Origin of the sequence: Pseudomonas flexibilis, from assembly GCF_000806415.1 — a bacterium.
In the GTDB taxonomy this organism is placed as follows: Bacteria; Pseudomonadota; Gammaproteobacteria; order Pseudomonadales; family Pseudomonadaceae; genus Serpens; species Serpens flexibilis.
Genome location: NZ_JTAK01000001.1, coordinates 388268 through 408287 on the forward strand (window position 1 = coordinate 388268; position 20020 = coordinate 408287).

The window sequence follows — 20020 nt, forward strand, 5'->3', positions numbered from 1 at the left end:
CCAGTACCCTCTGCCGCCGTCAGGCATTGGGGGAAATGCCAGAACGGTTTTGGCAGTATGGCCAGAGCCGCTGGAATGGCCGGTGACCGTCTATATCTTTTCGTAATCAATATACGTGTGTTGAGAACCTACCTCTCTGCCAACTGGCTTATCGCGCGGATCGTCTCCTCTAGCACCTGACCGGTGGTATAGAAGTGGGGTGACAGGCGAATGCCGGCACCGCGCTGGGCGCAGACGATCTGTTGCCGACGCAGTGCTTCGAACAGCTCGCCCTGGTCCCGGCCGTCAAGGGTGAAATTCAGGATGCCGGCGCGGCGCTCGGTGTCCTGCGGGCTATGGATGGTGAGTCCCGGGATGTTCAGCAATCCCTGCTGCAGGTGTTCCATACGCTCCGCCAACTGGCTGGCGACTCGCGCCGTGCCCACTTCTTCAAGCAGCGAAAGGCTGGCTTCCAGCGCCATGCTGGCCAGCATGTTCGGGCTGCCGCATTCGAAGCGCCGCGCACTGCGGGCTGGCTGCCAGTCCTGGCGCAAGTAGTCGCCGGCATGTTCCAGCATGTGCCAGCCGTATTCGTGCAGGGTCAGTTGTTCGCGCAGGTCGCTGCGGCAGTAGAACACTCCGAGGCCTTCCGGGCCGAGCATCCACTTGTGGCCGTCAGCGACCACGAACGCACAGCGTGCATCTTGTACATCGAAGGGCAGGGCGCCCAGATGCTGGATGGCGTCCACGCAGAACAGCACGCCGCGGGCGGCACAGCCTTCGCCGAGACGGGAAAGGTCCAGCCTCAGACCGCTGGCGTATTGCACCGAGCTGATCGACAGCAGCCGGGTACGCGGCCCACAGGCGGCCAGCAGGTCGGCTTCCGGGTCCGCGCCGCTCAGACTGACCTGCCGCACCTCGACGCCATGGCGCGCCAGCGCCTGCCAGACGACCCGGTTCGAGGGAAATTCCTCGTCGCTGATCACCACCTGGTCGCCCGGGCGCCAGTCCAGCCCGAAGGCAATGAAGGACAGGCCTTCCGAGGTGTTCTTCACCAGTGCGATGTCATCGGTGGAGGGTGCATTGAGCAACCGGGCCAGGCGCTGGCGCAGGCGATGTTCCACCTTGAGCCACTCGGGGTAGTCGCGGGCGCCGATGGTGGCGTTCTGCTCCGCGAAGGCGGCGACCGCGCGTGCCGCGCGTTGCGGCCACGGGGCCACCGCCGCGTGGTTGAGGTAACGCAAGCCTTCCGGCTGGGGGAACTCGGCAAGCAGATCAGCCATGGTGGCTCCGTACAATTTTTTGCGGGTCAGGCATAATAGCGAGCTTCAACCGTGAGCTGCGCAGTCCTTATGCACAAAGAACCCCGCAAGGTCCGAGAGTTTCGCCGTCGTGAGCAGGAGATTCTGGATACTGCTCTGAAGCTGTTCCTCGAGCATGGTGAAGACAGTGTCACTGTCGAGATGATCGCGGATGCCGTGGGCATCGGCAAAGGCACCATCTACAAGCACTTCAAGTCCAAGGCCGAAATCTACCTGCGGCTGATGCTCGACTATGAGCGCGACCTGAACGAGCTGCTCCACTCCGATAACGTGGATCGCGATCGGGAAGCGCTGTCGCGTGCCTATTTCGAGTTCCGCATGCGTGACCCGCAGCGCTACCGCCTGTTCGACCGCCTGGAAGAGAAGGTGGTCAAGAGCAACCAGGTGCCGGAGCTGGTGGAGAAACTGCACAAGATCCGGGCCTCGAACTTCGAGCGGCTGACCCAGTTGATCAAGGGGCGGATAGCCGAGGGCAAGCTGGAGGATGTCCCACCGTATTTCCACTACTGCGCCGCCTGGGCGCTGGTGCATGGCGCGGTGGCGCTTTACCACTCGCCGTTCTGGAGCAGCGTGCTCGAGGATCAGGAAGGGTTCTACCAGTTCCTGATGGACATTGGTGTGCGCATGGGTAACCGGCGCAAGCGTGACACTGAAACACCGGCCAGCTGAGCAGCTGGCGCGGAAGCTGCATCGCAGGGCGGCACGCCGGTTTATCGGCATCGGTAGCGAGGAAATCAGGATGTACAGGGCGATCGGTCTGGGTGTGCTGTTGTCGCTGGGCGGCTGCATGGCAGTCAGCGACATGGTCGAGGCGACGCGCGAGCAATTCGCCGATGTCGGCCTGCTCGACCACAGCCAGACGCAGCGAGGTGCCTCGCGCCGCCTGCAGGCCGATTCCTTCATCTATATTGCCCAGGACGATTATCCGGCCAGCCCGGATGCCGTGCGGAGCAACGCACTGGCGGATGAGGCCTACCGCAGCTTCACGGAGTATTTCCCCCAGGTACGTCGCGCCGAGGCGCCGCTGTCGCTCCAGCAGGCCCTTGTCCGGGCACAGTCGGCCGGGGCGCATTACCTGCTATTCGGGCGTGTGGCCGGCGAGGATGATCGCATCGGCACGCTGATCGAATGGGAAGACCAGCAAAGCCTTGACCGCCTGGGCGTCGACCGGGGGGTGGTGCAGCTGCTGCTGATCGAGACAGCCACTCGCTTTCCGGTGGATGCGGCGCGCATCACCACGCGGGGCGGCTTGCTGACCCTTTACGAAACCCGGCCCCAGGACCTGTTGGGCGCTCCCCTGCGGCAATACGCCCGGAGCCTGCGCGGCCTGAACTGATCGGGAGCGCGACATGAGCGAGCGTGGCAATCCCGGGGATCTGCTGTCACGAATCCCCGCCGGGGAAGGCAAGGGTCTTCCTCCTGTTCATCTCTGGAATCCGCCGTTCTGCGGCGATATCGACATGCGCATTGCCCGGGATGGAACCTGGTACTACCTGGGTACGCCGATCGGACGCAAGCCGATGGTCAAGTTGTTCTCCAGCGTTCTACGCAAGGATGGCGACGACTATTTCCTGGTCACTCCGGTGGAGAAGGTCGGTATCCGCGTGGATGACGCGCCGTTCGTGGCGGTGACCCTGGCTCTGGAAGGCGATGGCGAGCAGCAGCGGCTTCGTTTCACTACCCAGGTGGACGACGAGGTTGTGGCCGGTGCCGCACATCCTTTGCGGGTCGAGTTGGACTGTGACAGTGGCGAGCCTTCGCCCTACCTGCGGGTGCGCGCCAATCTGGACGCGCTGATCCATCGCAATGTGTTTTACCAATTGGTCGAGCTGGCGGTGGAGCGGGAGATTGATGGCCAGCTCTGGCTGGGGGTATGGAGCGACGGGGAATTCTTTCCCATCGGCCAGGCCTGAGGGTGGCGTGAATGAAAAAGCTCCCGGATGGGAGCTTTTTCGTTTCGGCGGGGAGGGCGGGAAACCCACCCTCCTGCTGAAAATTTCAACGAAATCAAGCGGTTACGCTTGTTACATGTTGGGGTAGTTGGGTCCGCCGGCGCCTTCCGGAGCCACCCAGGTGATGTTCTGGGCGGGGTCCTTGATGTCGCAGGTCTTGCAGTGCACGCAGTTCTGGGCATTGATCTGGAAGCGCTTGCTGCCGTCGTCGTTGCTGATCACTTCGTACACGCCGGCCGGGCAGTAGCGCTGCGCCGGTTCGTCGTATTTCGGCAGGTTCTGCTCAATCGGCAGGTTCGGATCGGCCAGCTTGAGGTGGACCGGCTGGTCTTCCTCGTGGTTGGTGTTGGACAGGAATACCGAAGACAGCTTGTCGAAGCTCAGTTTGCCGTCCGGCTTCGGATACTCGATCTTCTGGCTCTCGGCAGCCGGCTTCAGGCACGCGTAGTCCGGCTTGTTGTCGTGCAGGGTGAACGGCATCTTGCCGCCGAACCAGTTCTGGTCGATGTAGTTGAAGGCGCCGCCTACCAGTGCGCCCCACTTGTGCATGGCCGGGCCGAAGTTGCGGCTGCGGAACAGCTCGTCATACAGCCAGCTGGCCTTGAACGATTCGACATAGTTGTCCAGCGTGTCGCCGCCCTCGCGGCCGGCAGCCAGCGCTTCCGCCACGGCGTCGGCCGCGAGCATGCCGGATTTCATGGCGGTGTGGCTGCCCTTGATCTTGGCGAAGTTCAGGGTGCCCAAGTCACAGCCGATCAGTGCGCCCCCGGCGAAGACCATCTTCGGCAGCGAGTTCAGGCCGCCCTTGCAGATGGCGCGGGCGCCATAGGCCACGCGCTTGCCGCCTTCCAGGTACTGGGCGACCACCGGGTGATGCTTGTAGCGCTGGAACTCATCGAACGGCGACAGATAGGGGTTGGAGTAGGCCAGGTCAACGATCAGGCCCACGACCACCTGGTTGTTTTCCAGGTGATACAGGAAGGAGCCGCCCAGGGCGCTGTTGCCGGTTACGTCCAGCGGCCAGCCAGCGGTGTGCACCACCAGGCCGGGCTCGTGCTTGGCCGGGTCGATGTCCCAGATTTCCTTGATGCCGATGCCGTAGTGCTGGGCATCCGCTTCGGAATCCAGGTTGTAGCGCTTGATCAGCTGCTTGCCGATGTGGCCACGGCAGCCTTCGGCGAACAGGGTGTACTTGGCGCGCAGTTCCATGCCCGGGGTGTACATGCCGTCCTTCGGGTTGCCTTCGCGGTCGACACCCAGGTCGCCGGTGATGATGCCGCGCACCACGCCGTTCTCGTCGATCAGCGCTTCCTGGGCGGCGAAGCCGGGGTAGATTTCCACGCCCAGGCCTTCGGCCTGCTGGGCCAGCCAGCGGCACAGGTTGCCCAGGGAGATGATGTAGTTGCCTTCGTTGTGCATGGTCTTGGGCACGAGCAGGCCAGGCAGTTTCTTGCCGCCAGTGGCGCTGGTCAGCATGTAGATGTCATCGCGAGTGACCGGCGTGTTCAGCGGAGCGCCGAGTGCCTTCCAGTCCGGGAACAGCTCTTCGAGCGCGCGCGGCTCGAAGACGGCGCCGGAGAGAATGTGGGCGCCGACTTCGGAACCCTTCTCGACCACGCAGACACTGATTTCCTGGCCGGCTTGCGCGGCGTTCTGCTTCAGCCGGCAAGCGGCGGAAAGGCCTGCGGGGCCGGCGCCGACGATGACGACGTCGAATTCCATATATTCGCGTTCCACAACTATCTCCTGCATCAAGGCTCTGGGTGTGCGTTATGACTGGCCATCATACCTGCGAGCTCAGGTCGGCGCATTATACAAGCACCTTTTAGAGATCCAATACAAACGTTTGTTTGAAAGCCGTCAAGCCCTGATAGACTCTGCGTTCCAGCCTCCCGAACGGGTGATTTTCTTGTATTGACCGCATGGGGGGTTGCGGTCAAGATACGAGCGGTTTTGCGGTCGCCGTATGGTTCGACAGTCGGTTCCGGCCGGCAGGCAACCCTCGCCAGTGCGCTGGCGACACTACTTTCAACCGGAAAAATAACGAGGAATCCATGAAGGTTCTTGTAGCTGTCAAGCGAGTGGTCGACTACAACGTCAAGGTTCGCGTCAAGGCGGACAACTCCGGCGTCGACCTCGCCAACGTCAAGATGTCGATGAACCCCTTCTGTGAAATTGCCGTGGAAGAAGCGGTTCGTCTGAAGGAAAAGGGCATCGCCAGCGAAATCGTCGTCGTGTCCGTCGGCCCGAACGCCGCACAGGAGCAGCTGCGCACCGCGCTGGCCCTGGGCGCCGACCGCGCCATTCTGGTCGAGAGCAACGAGGAGCTGAACTCCCTGGCCGTGGCCAAGCTGCTCAAGGCCGTGGTCGACAAGGAACAGCCGCAGCTGGTCATCCTCGGCAAGCAGGCCATCGACAGCGACAACAACCAGACCGGCCAGATGCTGGCCGCGCTGACCGGCTACGCCCAGGGCACCTTTGCCTCCAAGGTGGAAGTGGCTGGCGACAAGGTCAACGTCACCCGCGAGATCGACGGCGGTTTGCAGACCGTGGCGCTGAGCCTGCCGGCCATCGTCACCACCGACCTGCGCCTGAACGAGCCGCGCTACGCCTCGCTGCCGAACATCATGAAGGCCAAGAAGAAGCCGCTGGACGTGGTCACCCCGGACGCCCTGGGCGTGTCCACCGCCTCCACCGTGAAGACCCTCAAGGTCGAGGCGCCGGCCGCGCGCAGTGCCGGCGTGAAGGTCAAGTCCGTGGCTGAACTGGTCGAGAAACTGAAGAACGAGGCGAAGGTGATCTGATGGCCATCCTGGTAATCGCTGAACACAACAACGCCGCCCTGGCGGCCGTGACCCTGAACACCGTGGCCGCCGCGGCCAAGATCGGTGGCGACATCCACGTGCTGGTCGCCGGCCAGAACGTTGGCGGCGTGGCCGAAGCGGCCGCCAAGGTCGCCGGCGTGAGCAAGGTGCTGGTGGCCGACAACGCCGCCTACGCCAACCTGCTGCCGGAAAACGTCGCGCCGCTGATCGCCGAGCTGGGCAAAGGCTATAGCCACGTGCTGGCCCCGGCCACCACCAACGGCAAGAACTACCTGCCGCGCGTGGCCGCCCTGCTGGACGTCGACCAGATCTCCGAAATCGTCGCCGTGGAAAGCGCCGACACCTTCAAGCGCCCGATCTACGCCGGCAACGCCATCGCCACCGTGCAATCCAGCGCGGCGGTGAAGGTGATCACCGTGCGCGGCACCGGCTTCGACCCGGTGGCTGCCGAAGGCGGTTCCGCCGCCATCGAAGCCGTCTCCGGCGCCGCCGATGCCGGCAAGTCCGCTTTCGTCGGCGAAGAGCTGGCCAAGAGCGACCGTCCGGAACTGACCGCCGCCAAGATCGTGGTCTCCGGCGGCCGTGGCATGCAGAACGGCGACAACTTCAAGCTGCTCTACAGCCTGGCCGACAAGCTTGGCGCGGCGGTGGGCGCCTCGCGCGCCGCGGTGGACGCCGGCTTCGTGCCGAACGACATGCAGGTCGGCCAGACCGGCAAGATCGTCGCCCCGCAGCTGTACATCGCCGTGGGCATCTCCGGTGCCATCCAGCACCTGGCGGGCATGAAGGACTCCAAGGTGATCGTCGCGATCAACAAGGACGAAGAAGCGCCGATCTTCCAGGTGGCCGACTACGGCCTGGTGGGCGACCTGTTCGAGGTCGTGCCGGAACTGGAAAAGCTGGTCTGATCCAGTCGCTTCGGTAACAGGAAAAGCCCGCTCCTCGGAGCGGGTTTTTTTATGGGTGCGGCGTCGTCTGGTGGATTGGGCAAGAAATTGTGGGGGCGGGATCAGGCTTCGGTGCATGGCATGCCGCACGGATGCCCTGATTGGCAGCCGCTTCCGGTGTACCATTTGCTCCCCGGACCTAATGCGGTACTTCCATGCCCCGTCGATTGCTGCCCGTCTCGATGACCCTCTGCTTCGCCCTGCTACCGGCCTGGAGTCAGGCTGCCGAGCCCTGCGAGCATCTGGTGGCGATTGGGGTGGGCGAGCGTGTGCCCTACCAATGGCAGGATGGGGCAGAGCCGCAAGGTGCAAGCGTCACGCTGCTGAACCGTGTGGCCGCCGGCCTGGGGGTCACGCTGGATGTGTTGACCGCTGAAAGTCCCGAGCAGGCCGAGCGTGAAGTCAGCAGCGGCCGGGTGGATCTGCTGATCGATGCCGAGCTGCGCCCGCAGCTGCAGGCAGGCCTCGACTTCCTGGAACCGCCGCTGCACGAGGCGCCGGTGGTGGTCTGGGTAGCCAAGGACCGCGTCTTCCCCTTCCAGGATTGGGACGATCTTGGGGGGCGACGCGGTGTGCGTATCGACAATACCGAGTGGGAAACCGAGAGCGATCAGCGTGCTGATGCGCAGCTGCAGCTCAGGCCTCACGGCGATTTCGTCCAGGCACTGCAGAGCTTGCTGGCAGGCCAGATCGATTACGTGCTCCATGATCACGTGGCGGGCCAGGCGGTGGTGCTGCGTCACGGTTGGGCGGATGAAGTGGTGGTGCTGATGCCGGCCTTGTACAGCCAGCCGCGCTATCTGGCGTTGTCCCATAACTCAGCCTGCAATACGGCAGGCTTGCGCGATGGCCTGACCAGGGCACTGGGCGGCCTGCAGGGCGAACAGTCAGGTGCGTCGATCGTGCGGCAACATCTGCAACAGTGGGCCGAGCGCCGGCGATCCGACTAAACTGACGCGGCGCCGAAAACTTGGCATGGAAGCTGCTGACCTTCGTTCGGTTGGCAAGAAAGCGTCATGGGAAGAATATGTGTCGGTTACTGCAATGGGTCTTTTGCATCTGCCTCGGCTGCGCCGGTGCGCCCGCCGCGTCGGCGAACAGCCAGGAGCATGAGCTTTGCCGGAGCGCCGCGTTCCGGACGTTGAACAGCCTGTGCGAGGCTGTCATGCGCATCTTCCCGGTTCGCGACAGCCAGCAGACGGTCGCGACGGTACCCGAGCCCGTCGAACCCGACGTCGCGAAGCCGTTGGACCTGACATTGCCGCCCCTTTTAGGTCAGGACGATAACGGCCCGCTGGAGAGCTACAAGCCGCTGCTGCCGCCTCTGTTCGGGCTCAAGTCCCAGCCCGGCGGGATGACCCTGGGTGGGCGGTTGATTACCAGCGAGCCGGAGGCGGAATTCGAGTTCGACCTGAGCAACATGCTCGAGCGCATCGAGGGCGCGGAAATCAGCATCCAGATCCGCCGTTGAGGCGTTCGCCTTACAGACGGTGTTCGCCGCGGGACAGCTCGGCGTAGCGAACCGCATCGAGCACCTGGAACCCCGGTGCGTCGGGCAGCAGGACGAACAGCGGATCGGCTGTCTGCGCGGGATCGAAGGCCTGGCGCTTCAGATCGGTCTTCTTGTACTTGAAGGTGCCGGTGGTTTCGACCTCGTCGAGCAGACGGACGAACAGCGGAACGGCATAGGGCGGCAGATGCTGGCGCAAATGCGTGGCCAGCCCGAGCGGATCGAAGGCGACGTCGGCGGTCATCCGCAGCGCCGCCATGCCACAGCGACCATCCATGCCTGGCACCTCCACGCCGTACACCACCGCATCCTCCACACCCGGCCAGGCGCCCAGCACGTTCTCCACCTCCGTGGTGGACACGTTCTCGCCGTGCCAGCGGAAGGTATCGCCCAGGCGGTCGACGAACTGGGCGTGCTTGCAGCCGATGTCGCGCATCAGGTCGCCGGTGTTGAACCAGGCATCGCCCTGCTTGAACACGTTGCGGAAGATGGCGGCCTCGCTCTTGGCGGAGTCCGTGTAGCCGTCGAAGGGCCATTTCGGACTGATCTCGCTGATCAGCAGGCCGGCCTCGCCCTTGTTCACCTTGACCATGAAACCCTTGCGGTCGCGCACTGGCTGCTCGTTGTCCAGGTCGTAGCGCACGATGGCGTAGGTGGCCGGGGTGAAGCCCACGGTGTTGTCGAAGTTGAACACGTTGGTGAAGCCGATGTTGCCTTCGCTGGAGGCATAGAACTCGGTGATGCGCTCGATGCCGAAGCGTTGCTTGAACTCGCCCCAGATCGAGGGTCGCAGCCCGTTGCCGATCATGCAGGTCAGGGTGTTGCCCTGTTCCTCGGGGCAGGGCGGCTGGTTGAGCAGGTAGCGGCACAGTTCGCCGATATAGCCGAAGCAGGTGGCGCGGAAATGCCGCACGTCCTTCCAGAAGGCGCTGGCGGAGAACTTGCGGCGCAGGGCGATGGCCGCGCCGCCGGCCAGGGCGGCGCTCCAGCACACGGTCACGGCGTTGTTGTGGTAGCAGGGTAGGGTGAGGTACAGCACGTCCTGCTCGGTCAGGCTCAGCCCGGAGTGGCCGAAGCCGCCGTAGGCCTTGATCCACTTGCCGTGGCTCATCACCGAGGCCTTGGGCAACCCGGTGGTGCCCGAGGTGTAGATATAGAAACAGGCGTCCTTCATGCGCACGCGAGCGGTGTGCGGCAGGTTCTCGCTCGACTCCTCGGTGGCCATACTCGCCAGGTTCTGCCAGCCATCCGGTGCCGTGCCGGCATCCTGCAGGGTGTCCTGGTCGGCCAGCCAGAAACGCCACTCGGGGCGTAGGTCGTTGAGCTCGGACTGAATGTCTTCGAAGGGCTGCAGCAGCTCCGCGCCGATCACGTAATGACCGGGTTTCACCAGATTGAGGCTGTAGGCCAGCACCTGTCCCCGTTGCGCCGTGTTGACCAGCGCGCCGATGGCGCCGAGCTTGGCCAGCGCGGCCAGCACCGCGAGGATTTCCAGGCGGTTTTCCATCATCACCGCCACCACGCTGCCGTGACTCACGCCGTTTCTTTCCAGACTGCGCGCCAAACGGTTGGCCCAGGCGTTGAAGTCGGCGTAGCTGACGCTGCGCTGCAGGTCCATCACGGCGGGGCGATCGGGGAAGCGCTTGGCGCTCTGCTCCAGCGCCCAACCCAGGGACAGCGTCTTGTCGCGGTTGCGGATGGCCGTGTAGTAGAGCCCGCGCAACATACGCGGCACCCGCGGCAGGTGACCGGGCAGGCGGGCGAGGAAATGGAGGGGCGAGATGGTGTCGACACTGGCCATGGCAAAGGCTCTCGGGGCTTGGTTTCTTGTTATGGGCCGCTGCAGCCTAGATAGCCCGGTCAGGTCCTGCCATGACTGCGTCGACGTTCTTGCCGTGTCAGATGGGCGAATCAGTCCAGGTACAGGTCCGGCATCAGCCTACCGCCGGCAGGGTCGTACCGATAGGCCTCGAAATCCGTCGTGCCGCGTTCGCGCAGCAGGTCTTCGTCGACCAGCAGGCGGCCGGTCAGGCTGCGCGCGGGGCTGGTCAGGATGGCATGCGCGGCGTCGGCCATGATCGCGGGGGTGCGCGCCTGTTTGAAGATCTGCGGGCCGCCCAGTTCATGTTCGATGGCGGCCGTGGCGATCACCGTGCGCGGCCATAGCGCGTTAACACTGATGCCGTACTTCTTGAATTCCTCGCTCATGCCCAGGGTAAGCATGCTCATGCCGTACTTGGTGGTGGTGTAGGGGCCGTACTGGGCGAACCACTTGGGGTCGAGGTTCAGCGGGGGTGACAGGCTGAGGATGTGTGGGTTGGCGCTTTTCTTCAGATAGGGCAGGGCGGCCTGGCTGCAGACCATCACCGCGCGGGTGTTGATCTGGAACATCAGGTCGAAGCGCTTGGGTTCCAGGTTCTCCACGCCCTGCAGACGGATGGCGCCGGCATTGTTGATCAGCGCGTCGAGGCCGCCGAAATGCTCGGCGGCGCGTTGCATGGCGGCGCGTACCGCCAGTTCGTCGCGCACGTCCAGCCGTAGTGCCAGGGCCCGGCCTCCGGCGGCCTCGACTTCCGCCGCCACGCTGTGAATGGTGCCGGCCAGCTTCGGATGCGGCTGCTCGCTCTTGGCGGCAATCACCACGTTGGCGCCGTCGCGCGCGGCGCGCAGCGCGATCTCGCGACCGATGCCACGGCTGGCGCCGGTGATGAACAGGGTCTTGTCACGCAGGCTCATGGGATATTCCTTTTTAACGGGCCCTCAAAAAGGGAAGACCGCCAGGCTGCCTTCCCCGTTTCCTGGCAGCCTGGATCAGGCGCCTGGCGTGGTTTCGAGCAGCGCCTGCCGGTTCGGCAAGCGTAGGGTGGATCGCGCTTCACCGATCCACCGTGCGTGCGACGGTGGACAAGGAAAGCGTTGTCCACCCTACGGTTCGCCGGCTCAGGCCTCTTCAGCTTCGATCTCCACCAGCACCTGGCGGTTCTTCACCTGATCGCCCCTGCTCGCGCCAACCCGGCGGATCACGCCATCGATGCCGGCCTTGAGCGGGTGTTCCATCTTCATGGCTTCCAGCACCACCAGCAGCTGGCCCTTGGTCACGCGGACGCCTTCCCCGACCAGCACATCGACGATGGCGCCATCCATCGGTGCCTTGATGGTGCCGGAGCTGGCCGCGCTCTGGCCGCCGGCCGGCGCGTGGCTGACGTCGGTCAGCGCCAGGTTGCCGAAGTGGCCATACAGCCACAGGTTCTCGCCGTCCAGGTGATAGGCCTGGCGCTGACGGATGCCGTCCAGTTCGAAGGTCAGCCAGCGGCCGTCGCTGTGCAGCAGGCGCAGGCTCAGTTGGCTGTCGCCGACGCTGGCCAGCAGGGCCGGTTGCGTGCCGTCGCGCTGCACTTGCAGCGCGACTTTGTGGGACTGCTCGCCCTGCTTGAGGGTGAACTGCCACGGCGCACTGCCGGCGCTGCGCCAGCCAGCCAGTTGCTGCTGATGGGCGCGGCCATTGGCCGAGGCCTGATAGAGCAGGGCGGCGGCTACGGCCAGCTCGCGGGCGGCCGGCGCCTGCGGGGTGAGGCTTTCGTCGTTGCTGAAGTGCTCGGCAATGAACGCGGTGGTGGCCTTGCCGGCGGCGAACTCGGGGTGGTTCAGCAGGTTGGCCAGGAAGCGTTGGTTGCCGTTGACGCCCAGCAGCACGCAGTTCTCCACGGCGCGGATCAGCTTGCGCAGCGCGTCCGCGCGAGTGGCGCCATAGGCGATGACCTTGGCCAGCATAGGGTCGTAGAACGGGGTGACGTCCTGACCTTCCACCAGGCCGTGGTCGATGCGCACGCCGTCCAGCAGCTCCGGTTCCCAGCGCAGCACCTTGCCGGTCTGCGGCAGGAAGTTGTGGGCCGCGTCCTCGGCATACAGGCGCACTTCGATGGCGTGGCCGGTGAGCTGGATCTCCTCCTGCTTCAGCGGCAGCGGCTGGCCTTCGGCGGCGCGGATCTGCCAGGCCACCAGGTCCTGACCGGTGATCAGTTCGGTGACCGGGTGCTCCACTTGCAGGCGGGTGTTCATTTCCAGGAAGAAGAACTCGCCGCTGGCATCCAGCAGGAATTCCACGGTTCCGGCACCGACATAGTTCACCGAGGCGGCGGCCTTCACGGCGGCCTCGCCCATGGCCTTGCGCAGCTCGGGCGTCATGACCGGGCAAGGGGCTTCTTCCACGACCTTCTGGTGACGGCGCTGTACGGAGCAGTCGCGCTCGCCCAGGTAGACGATGTTGCCGTGCTGGTCGCCGAACACCTGGATCTCCACGTGGCGCGGGCGAATGACGGCGCGCTCGAGGATCAGCTCGCCGGAGCCGAAGGCGTTCTGTGCTTCGGAACGGGCGGTACGGATCTGCTCCTGCAGCTGGCCGGCTTCGTGCACCAGACGCATGCCGCGACCCCCGCCGCCGGCGCTGGCCTTGATCATCAGCGGGTAGCCGATGCGCTCGGCCTCGCGGATCAGCGTCTCGTCGTCCTGGGCGGCGCCTTCGTAGCCCGGAATGCAGGGCACGCTGGCTTCCAGCATGGCGATCTTCGACAGGCGCTTGGAGCCCATCAGGTGGATGGCTTTCACGGTCGGGCCGATGAACACGATGCCGGCGGCTTCGCAGGCGCGGGCAAAGTCGGCGTTCTCGGAGAGAAAGCCGTAACCGGGGTGGATGGCGTCGGCGCCGGTCTTCTTGGCGGCGGCGATGATGTTGTCGATCACCAGGTAGGACTGGTTGACCTGGGCCGGGCCGATGCACACGGCCTCGTCGGCCAGCTGCACGTGACGGGCATTGGCGTCGGCTTCGGAGTACACCGCAACGGTGCGATACCCCAGTTCATGGGCGGTGCGCATCACCCGGCAAGCGATCTCGCCGCGGTTGGCAATCAGAATCTTGTTGAAAGCGGGCATCTGGGTGCTCCTGCGAATGCGGTCAGGCAGACCGAGCGGGGGCTCGGTCGGGCCCATTACTGCGCCCACTTGGGCGCACGTTTCTGTACGAAAGCCATCGTGCCCTCGACGCCTTCGGCACCGGTCACGGCGGCGGCGAACTGTTCGGCGGCGCGATCGAGCAGCGCGTTCATCGCTTCGGTCTCGCTGGCCAGTAGCAGCGCCTTGGTCTGCGCGTTGGCCTGCGGCGCGCACTGGCGAATCTGCTGGAGCACCTCGGTCAGACGGGCGTCGAGGTTCTCGCTGGACTCGCAGTAGTGCACCAGGCCCAGGCGCAGGGCTTCGGCGCCGTCGAAGCGGGCGGCGGTCAGCGCCAGGCGGCGGGCCTGGGTCAGGCCGACGCGCTTGACCACGAACGGGGCGATCTGCGCGGGCAGGATGCCCAGGGTGGTTTCCGGCAGGCCGAACTTGCAGCCCTCGGCGGCAATGGCGATATCGGACACGCAGGCCAGGCCGAAACCGCCGCCCAGCACCGCGCCTTCCAGCACCGCGACGACCACCTGCGGGGCGGCCTGGGCTTCTTCCAGCAGGGCGCCGAAGGCGCGGTTCAGGTCGCGGTAGGCGTCGTGCCCCTTGGCGCGCGCGCCGGCCATGTCCTTGATATCGCCGCCGGCACAGAAATGGCCGCCGGCGCCGCGCAGCACCAGGGCGCGCACGGCAGGGTCGTTGCGCACGCTTTCCAGCACGGCGCGCAGCTCATGCACCATGGCCAGGCTCATGGCGTTGCGGCTGTCGGGGCGGTTCAGGGTGATGTGCAGCACGCCGGCATCCAGGTTGAGCAGCAGGGTGTCGCAGTGGGGTAGATCGGCCATGGCAGGCTCCTTGGTGTCTTCGGGTAGGGCGGATCGCGCTTTACCGATCCGCCGGGCAGGGCCACGGTGGATGTAAACAACGACATCCACCCTACGGGTCCGGCTCTCAGCCCTTCTTCTTGCCCGGCAGGATGCCCATCATCTTGCAGATGATGCCGAGCATGATCTCGTCGGCGCCGCCGCCGATGGACACCAGGCGCACGTCGCGGTAGGCGCGCGACACCGGGTTGTCCCACATGAAGCCCATGCCGCCCCAGTACTGCAGGCAGCTGTCGGTGACCTCGCGGCCCAGGCGGCCGGCCTTGAGCTTGGCCATGGAGGCCAGCTTGGTCACGTCGCGGCCCTTGATGTACTGCTCGGTGGCCTGGTAGACGAGGGCGCGCAGTGCTTCGATCTCGGTCGAAAGTTCCGCCAGGCGGAAGTGGATCACCTGGTTGTCGATCAGCGCGTTGCCGAAGGTCTTGCGCTCGCGGCAGTACTCGATGGTCTGGTCGACGCACAGCTCCAGGCCCTTGATGATGTTGGCCGCGCCGAACAGGCGCTCCTCCTGGAACTGCAGCATCTGCATCATGAAGCCGGCGCCTTCGTGGCCGACGCGGTAGCGCTGCGGCACACGCACGTTGTCGAAGAACACCTGGGCGGTTTCCGAGGAGCGCATGCCCAGCTTGTCCAGGTGCGGGCTGAGGGTGATGCCCGGGGTGTTCATCGGCACGATGATCATCGACTTGTTGACGTGCGGCTTGTCGTCGCTGGTGTTGGCCAGCAGGCAGATGAAGTCGGCCTGCGGCGAGTTGGTGATCCACATCTTGTGGCCGTTGATGACGTAATCGTCGCCGTCCTTGCGGGCGGTGGTCTTCAGCCCGGCCACGTCCGAGCCGGCGGTGGTCTCGGACACGCCGATGCAGCCGATCATTTCGCCGGCGATGGCCGGAGCCAGGAACTGCTCGCGCAGCTCATCGCTGCCGAAACGGGCCAGCGCCGGGGTGCACATGTCGGTCTGCACGCCGATGGCCAGCGGCACGCCGCCGCAGTGGGCGGTGCCGAATTCTTCGGCGGCGACGATGGAGTAGCTGTAGTCCAGGCCCATGCCGCCGAATTTTTCCGGCTTGGAGATGCCCAGCAGGCCCAGGTCGCCGGCCTTCTTGAACAGCTCGCGCATCGGGAAGCGACCGTCCTTCTCCCACTCGTCAACGTAGGGGTTGATCTCCTTGTCGACGAAGTTCTTCACGGTGCGGCGCAGTTCGTCGTGTTCCTGAGTGAAGTGCATTGTTCTTGTCCTTCTTCGAATGTTCAGGAGGCGGAGGGCGCTTACAGGCGCGCGACCCCGAAGGTGTTGGATTTCAGTGGCCGCACCTCGGCCTCGGCGCAGATATCGAGCAAAAAGCCCAGCAGCTTGCGGGTATCGCGCGGGTCGATGAGGCCGTCGTCCCACAGGCTGGCGGTGCCGTACAGGGCGGTGGACTGGCTGTCCAGCTTCTGCGCGGTCACGGTTTCCAGCATGTCGAGCACCTTCGGGTCGGGGGTCATGCCCTGCCGGGCCTGCTTCTCCTCGGTGACGATGCGCAGCACCTTGCCGGCCTGGGCGCCGCCCATCACGGCGGTGCGGCTGTTGGGCCAGGCGAAGATGAAGCGCGGGTCCAGGCCACGGCCGCACATGGCGTAGTTGCCGGCGCCATAGGAGCCGCCGACCACGATGGTCAGCTTGGGCACGCGGGCGTTGGCCACCGCCTGGAGCATCTTCGAGCCGTGCTTGATCACGCCGTTCTGCTCGGACTCGGTGCCGACCATGAAGCCGGTGGTGTTGTGAAAGAACAGGATCGGCGTGTTGCTCTGGTCGCACAGCTGGATGAACTGGGCGGCCTTGGCGGCGCCGCGCGGGGTGATCGGGCCGTTGTTGCCGATGAAGCCGCAGGGCTGGCCTTCGATGCTCAGGTGGCCGCAGACGGTCTGGCTGTCGAACTCGTTCTTGAAGTCGAGGAACTCGGAGCCGTCGGCGATGCGGGCGATGATCTCGCGCACGTCGTAGGGTTTCTTGGCGTCGTTGGGCACGATGCCGAGCAGTTCCTCGGCCGGGTACAGCGGCTCGCGGTAGGCCTTCTTCGGGCGCACCGGCAACTGCTGGTTCCACGGCAGCATGGCCATGATGTTGCGGGCCAGGCGCACGCCGTCGGCGTCGTTCTCGGCCAGGTACTCGGCGGTGCCGGCGATCTGCGCGTGCATCTCGGCGCCACCCAGTTGCTCGTCGGTGGCGATCTCGCCGGTGGCGGCCTTGAGCAGCGGCGGGCCGGCCAGGAACATCTTGGCCTTGCCGCGCACCACCACCACGTAGTCGGACAGGCCCGGCTGGTAGGCGCCACCGGCGGTGGAGGAGCCATGCACCACGGTCACCTGCGGGATGCCCATGGCCGAGATGCGCGCCTGGTTGGCGAAACCGCGCGCGCCTTCCACGAAGATGTCGGCGGCGTAGTTCAGGTTGGCGCCGCCGGATTCGGCCAGGGTCACGATCGGCAGCTTGTTCTCCACGGCCACCTGCTGCATGCGCAGGGACTTCTTCAGGCCGGTGGGGGAAATGGTGCCGCCCTTGATGGCGCTGTTATTGGCCAGCACCAGGCAGCGCACGCCCTCGATGTAGCCGATGCCGGCGATGATGCCGCCGCCGGCCTGGGTGCCGTCCTTGTCGTCGTGCAGCTTGTAGCCGGCCAGCGAGGACAGCTCCAGGAACGGCGCGCCCGGGTCGAGCAGCAGGTTGATGCGCTCGCGCGGCAGCAGCTGGCCGCGCTTCTCGAACTTCGGCTTGGCCTCCTGGGCCTTGTCGAGCACTTTCTGCTCGACGTCACGGAAGCTGGCCACGGCTGCAAGCATGGCCTCGCGGTTGGCGGCGAAGGTTTCGCCGTGGACGTCTATCTCTGACTGGATCACGGGCATTGTTCTTATTCTCCGTCCTTCAGTACGTCAGGTTGGCAGGCGCGGTGAAAACCGTTGTAGGACTCGCTGTTGCGGGCCTTGCCGAGGGTCCAGGCGCGGGTGCCGAGGCTGGCCGCGCCGTCGATGCGGATGGTGTTGCCGCTGATGAAGCTGGCGCCGGGGGAGAGCAGGAACACGATGGCCGAGGCGATCTCCGCCTCGGTGGCGATGCGCTGCAGTGGCACATGGTCCTTGAGCGAACGGATCATGTTCTTCATGGCGTCCGGGTAGGTGTCCATGCCGCTGGAGGCCACCCAGCCCGGCGCCACGGCGTTCACGCGCACACCGGCGTGGCCCCATTCGTAGGCGGCGGTCTTGGTGAAGTTCTCCATGCCGGCGCGGGCGGCGCCGGAATGACCCATGCCGGGCATGCCGCCCCACATGTCGGCCAGCATGTTGACGATGCCGCCGCCATGCTTGGACAGGCTCTGCAGGAACACTTCCTTGGCGACCAGGAAGCCGCCCACCAGGTTGGTGCGGACCACGGCCTCGAAGCCCTTCTGGTTGATGCCGATCAGCGGCGCCGGGAACTGGCCGCCGGCGTTGTTGACCAGGTGATGGATGCGGCCGCGCTCGGCGATGACCGCCTTGACCATGGTCTTCACCGCCTCTTCGTCGCGGATATCGCAGACCTGGAAACTGACGCTGCCGCCGTCCTCGACGATCTCGCCGGCAGTCTTCTCCAGCTTTTCCAGCTTGCGACCGACCAGCACCACATGCGCACCCAGGGCCGCCAGCTCGTGTGCGGTGCAGCGACCGATGCCGCTGCCGCCACCGGTGACCAGGATGGTCTGGCCGGCGAAGAGATCGGGTTTGAATACCGAGTTGTAGTGCATTGTTGTTATTCCAGTGTTCAAAACGGGGATCCGGGTAGGGCGGTCGCCGCTCCAGCCGCCGGCTCTGTGCGGGCGGCACGGCGGACAGGAAAAGCGTTGTCCGCCCTACGTGTCACAGCTGATCGGCAATCGCCTGGGGCACCGCCACCGGGAATTCCAGCAGTTGCTGGGCGAAGGCCTTGCCCTGCGGGTCGATGCGCAGGCTGGCGACGCCGCCGCCGCCTAGGGCGTTTTCCAGCAGGAAGTTCAGGCTGTGGGTGCCCGGCAGGTACCAGCGGCTGACGCGACCGGTCCGCGGATCAAGCAGGTGCTGCATCCAGTCGGCCACGGCCTCGTTGCTCAGCGCCTCGGCGATCCAAGGCAGGTATTCCGGCTTGCGGGCCATCACGCCGATGTTGCTGTGGTTGCCCTTGTCGCCGGAGCGCGCCACGGCCAGCTTGACCAGCGGCACGTTGGCCTCGGCCTGGCCGCTGGCGGTCGGCGCGGCCAGGTCTTCGGCCAGTTGCGCCGGGTCGAAGGCATCCACCCGCGGCAGGCTGACTGCGGTGCGCTCGTTGTTGATCTCGACGGCCAGCTCGCAGGCACTCTTTTCAACCAGGAAGGAGAACAGGCGGATGATCGGGTAGACGGTCGGGCGGCCGCCGACGATGCCGGTCAGGCCCGGGGCCATGCCGGTGGAGGCCTGGGCGATTTCCTTGGAGAACAGCACCAGGGCTTCCTTCTTGGCGTGACTGACGGCCAGCTTGAGCACCACTTCGCGGGTATCGCCGCGCTGGCCGTGGGCGCCGTAGGTGGCCTCGGTGCCCAGCAGTTCGATGTTCACCTCGCGGTACGGGCCCCAGCCGCGTTCGGCGAACATCTCGTTGGTCTTGTTGATGATGGCCTGGCTGACGCGCTCGGCCTTGGCGCGGGCGTCGATGCCGGCCAGCACGCAGCTGGCGGTGCAGCGGAAACCGTCCGGGTAGGTGGCGCTGACCTTGTAACGGTCGGTGGGCGGCAGGCCGCGGGCGCCGGTGACGCGCACGCGGTGCTCGCCGGTCTGTTCCAGGCTCACGCGGGTGAAGTCGCAGATCACGTCGGGCAGCAGGTAGGCGCGCGGGTCGCCGATTTCATAGAGCATCTGCTCGCCCACGGTGAACGGGGTGACCAGGCCGCCGGTGTGCTCCGGCTTGGTCAGCACGAAGCTGCCGTCGGCCTCGACTTCCAGGATCGGGAAGCCGATGTGCTCGTAGTCCGGCACCAGTTGCCAGTCGGTGAAGTTGCCGCCGGTGCTCTGCGCGCCGCATTCCACCAGGTGGCCGGCCAGGGCGGACTGGGCCAGCTTGTCGTAGTCGTTCCACTGCCAGCCGAATTCATGCACCAGCGCGCCGCTGACCACGGCGCTGTCCACCACGCGACCGGTGATGACGATATCGGCGCCCAGGTCCAGCGCCTGGACGATGCCCGGCGCGCCCAGATAGGCGTTGACCGACACGCACATGGGCGGCATCGGCGTGCCGTTGAACATTTCCGTGGTGCCGGCCTTGGCCAGTTCACCGGCTTTGCTTTGCAGGCTGTCGCCGTGCAACACGGCGATCTTCAGATTGACGCCAGCCTTCTCGCAGGCGGCGGCCAGGGCGGCGGCGCAGGCAGCGGGGTTCACGCCACCGGCGTTGCTGACGATGCGGATCTTCTTGGCGGCGATCTCACCCAACAGCGGCGCCAGGACGTCGACGAAGTCCTTGGCAAAACCCTCCTGCGGGTTCTTCATGCGTGCGCCGGCCATGATCGACATGGTGATCTCGGCCAGGTAGTCGAACACCAGATAATCAATGCTCGCTCCGCGTACCAGCTGGGCGGCGGCGGTGGAGGTGTCGCCCCAGAAAGCGGAGGCGCAGCCGATGCGTACGGTCTTGGTCATTGTTG

17 protein-coding genes are annotated in these 20020 nt (G+C 65.4%); 7 read left to right on the plus strand and 10 right to left on the minus strand.

Going from position 1 to position 20020, the window contains the following annotated elements; translation table 11 throughout:
* Window positions 1–128: 128 nt before the first annotated feature.
* A complete protein-coding gene (locus tag PT85_RS01935) occupies window positions 129–1262 on the minus strand; it encodes an aminotransferase class V-fold PLP-dependent enzyme (protein WP_039605774.1) in 1134 nt (377 codons plus the stop codon).
* 69 nt (window positions 1263–1331) lie between these two features.
* Between PT85_RS01935 and PT85_RS01940 the strand changes: the two genes are divergently transcribed.
* The 3 genes from PT85_RS01940 to PT85_RS01950 all read left to right on the plus strand — a co-directional run bounded on the left by PT85_RS01940 (window position 1332) and on the right by PT85_RS01950 (window position 3214).
* Entirely contained in the window at window positions 1332–1970 is a 639-nt protein-coding gene (locus tag PT85_RS01940) for a TetR/AcrR family transcriptional regulator (RefSeq protein ID WP_027591293.1), read from the plus strand.
* A 70-nt stretch (window positions 1971–2040) separates the two neighbouring features.
* The gene (locus PT85_RS01945) at window positions 2041–2637 is read left to right on the plus strand and encodes a DUF4823 domain-containing protein (RefSeq protein ID WP_027591294.1); all 597 of its coding nucleotides are present in this window, start codon (window positions 2041–2043) and stop codon (window positions 2635–2637) included.
* Between the two features lie 13 nt (window positions 2638–2650).
* A complete protein-coding gene (locus PT85_RS01950; protein WP_039562905.1) occupies window positions 2651–3214 on the plus strand; it encodes a DUF1285 domain-containing protein in 564 nt (187 codons plus the stop codon).
* Window positions 3215–3325: 111 nt separating this feature from the next.
* Here PT85_RS01950 and PT85_RS01955 read toward each other — a convergent pair whose 3' ends face one another.
* Complete coding sequence (locus tag PT85_RS01955) at window positions 3326–4990, minus strand: electron transfer flavoprotein-ubiquinone oxidoreductase (protein ID WP_039605775.1); 1665 nt, start codon at window positions 4988–4990, stop codon at window positions 3326–3328.
* A gap of 317 nt (window positions 4991–5307) precedes the next feature.
* On the opposite strand from PT85_RS01955, the gene PT85_RS01960 reads away from it, so the two are divergent.
* The 4 genes from PT85_RS01960 (at window position 5308) to PT85_RS01975 (ending at window position 8496) form a co-directional block, all read left to right on the plus strand.
* A complete protein-coding gene (locus PT85_RS01960; RefSeq protein ID WP_039605776.1) occupies window positions 5308–6057 on the plus strand; it encodes an electron transfer flavoprotein subunit beta/FixA family protein in 750 nt (249 codons plus the stop codon).
* On the plus strand, window positions 6057–6986 hold the full coding sequence (locus PT85_RS01965) for an electron transfer flavoprotein subunit alpha/FixB family protein (RefSeq protein ID WP_039562959.1): 930 nt from the start codon (window positions 6057–6059) through the stop codon (window positions 6984–6986). Before PT85_RS01960 ends, PT85_RS01965 begins: the two co-directional genes overlap by 1 nt.
* Before the next feature lie 194 nt (window positions 6987–7180).
* Window positions 7181–7975: a substrate-binding periplasmic protein gene (locus PT85_RS01970; protein WP_082013018.1), complete on the plus strand. Its 795-nt coding sequence runs from the start codon at window positions 7181–7183 to the stop codon at window positions 7973–7975.
* A 20-nt stretch (window positions 7976–7995) separates the two neighbouring features.
* On the plus strand, window positions 7996–8496 hold the full coding sequence (locus PT85_RS01975) for a hypothetical protein (RefSeq protein WP_139182081.1): 501 nt from the start codon (window positions 7996–7998) through the stop codon (window positions 8494–8496).
* A gap of 10 nt (window positions 8497–8506) precedes the next feature.
* Here PT85_RS01975 and PT85_RS01980 read toward each other — a convergent pair whose 3' ends face one another.
* From PT85_RS01980 to PT85_RS02015, 8 genes are all read right to left on the minus strand, one after another.
* Entirely contained in the window at window positions 8507–10336 is a 1830-nt protein-coding gene (locus tag PT85_RS01980; protein WP_039605777.1) for a long-chain-acyl-CoA synthetase, read from the minus strand.
* 110 nt (window positions 10337–10446) lie between these two features.
* Window positions 10447–11271 (minus strand): SDR family oxidoreductase, encoded by an 825-nt coding sequence (locus PT85_RS01985; protein ID WP_039605778.1) that lies wholly within the window; start codon window positions 11269–11271, stop codon window positions 10447–10449.
* 204 nt (window positions 11272–11475) lie between these two features.
* Window positions 11476–13464, minus strand: coding sequence for an acetyl/propionyl/methylcrotonyl-CoA carboxylase subunit alpha (locus tag PT85_RS01990; RefSeq protein ID WP_039605779.1), 1989 nt, complete (start codon window positions 13462–13464; stop codon window positions 11476–11478).
* A 56-nt stretch (window positions 13465–13520) separates the two neighbouring features.
* Entirely contained in the window at window positions 13521–14315 is a 795-nt protein-coding gene (locus tag PT85_RS01995) for an enoyl-CoA hydratase/isomerase family protein (protein ID WP_027591704.1), read from the minus strand.
* A gap of 106 nt (window positions 14316–14421) precedes the next feature.
* Window positions 14422–15582, minus strand: coding sequence for a citronellyl-CoA dehydrogenase (gene atuD, locus PT85_RS02000; RefSeq protein ID WP_039605780.1), 1161 nt, complete (start codon window positions 15580–15582; stop codon window positions 14422–14424).
* 41 nt (window positions 15583–15623) lie between these two features.
* Window positions 15624–17240 carry a geranyl-CoA carboxylase subunit beta gene (gene atuC, locus PT85_RS02005; RefSeq protein WP_039605781.1) on the minus strand — a complete coding sequence of 539 codons (1617 nt, stop codon included), beginning with the start codon at window positions 17238–17240 and terminating at the stop codon, window positions 15624–15626.
* A 5-nt stretch (window positions 17241–17245) separates the two neighbouring features.
* A complete protein-coding gene (locus PT85_RS02010; protein ID WP_039605782.1) occupies window positions 17246–18115 on the minus strand; it encodes an SDR family oxidoreductase in 870 nt (289 codons plus the stop codon).
* Window positions 18116–18227: 112 nt separating this feature from the next.
* A complete protein-coding gene (locus PT85_RS02015) occupies window positions 18228–20015 on the minus strand; it encodes an acyclic terpene utilization AtuA family protein (RefSeq protein ID WP_039605783.1) in 1788 nt (595 codons plus the stop codon).
* Between the last annotated feature and the right edge of the window lie 5 nt (window positions 20016–20020).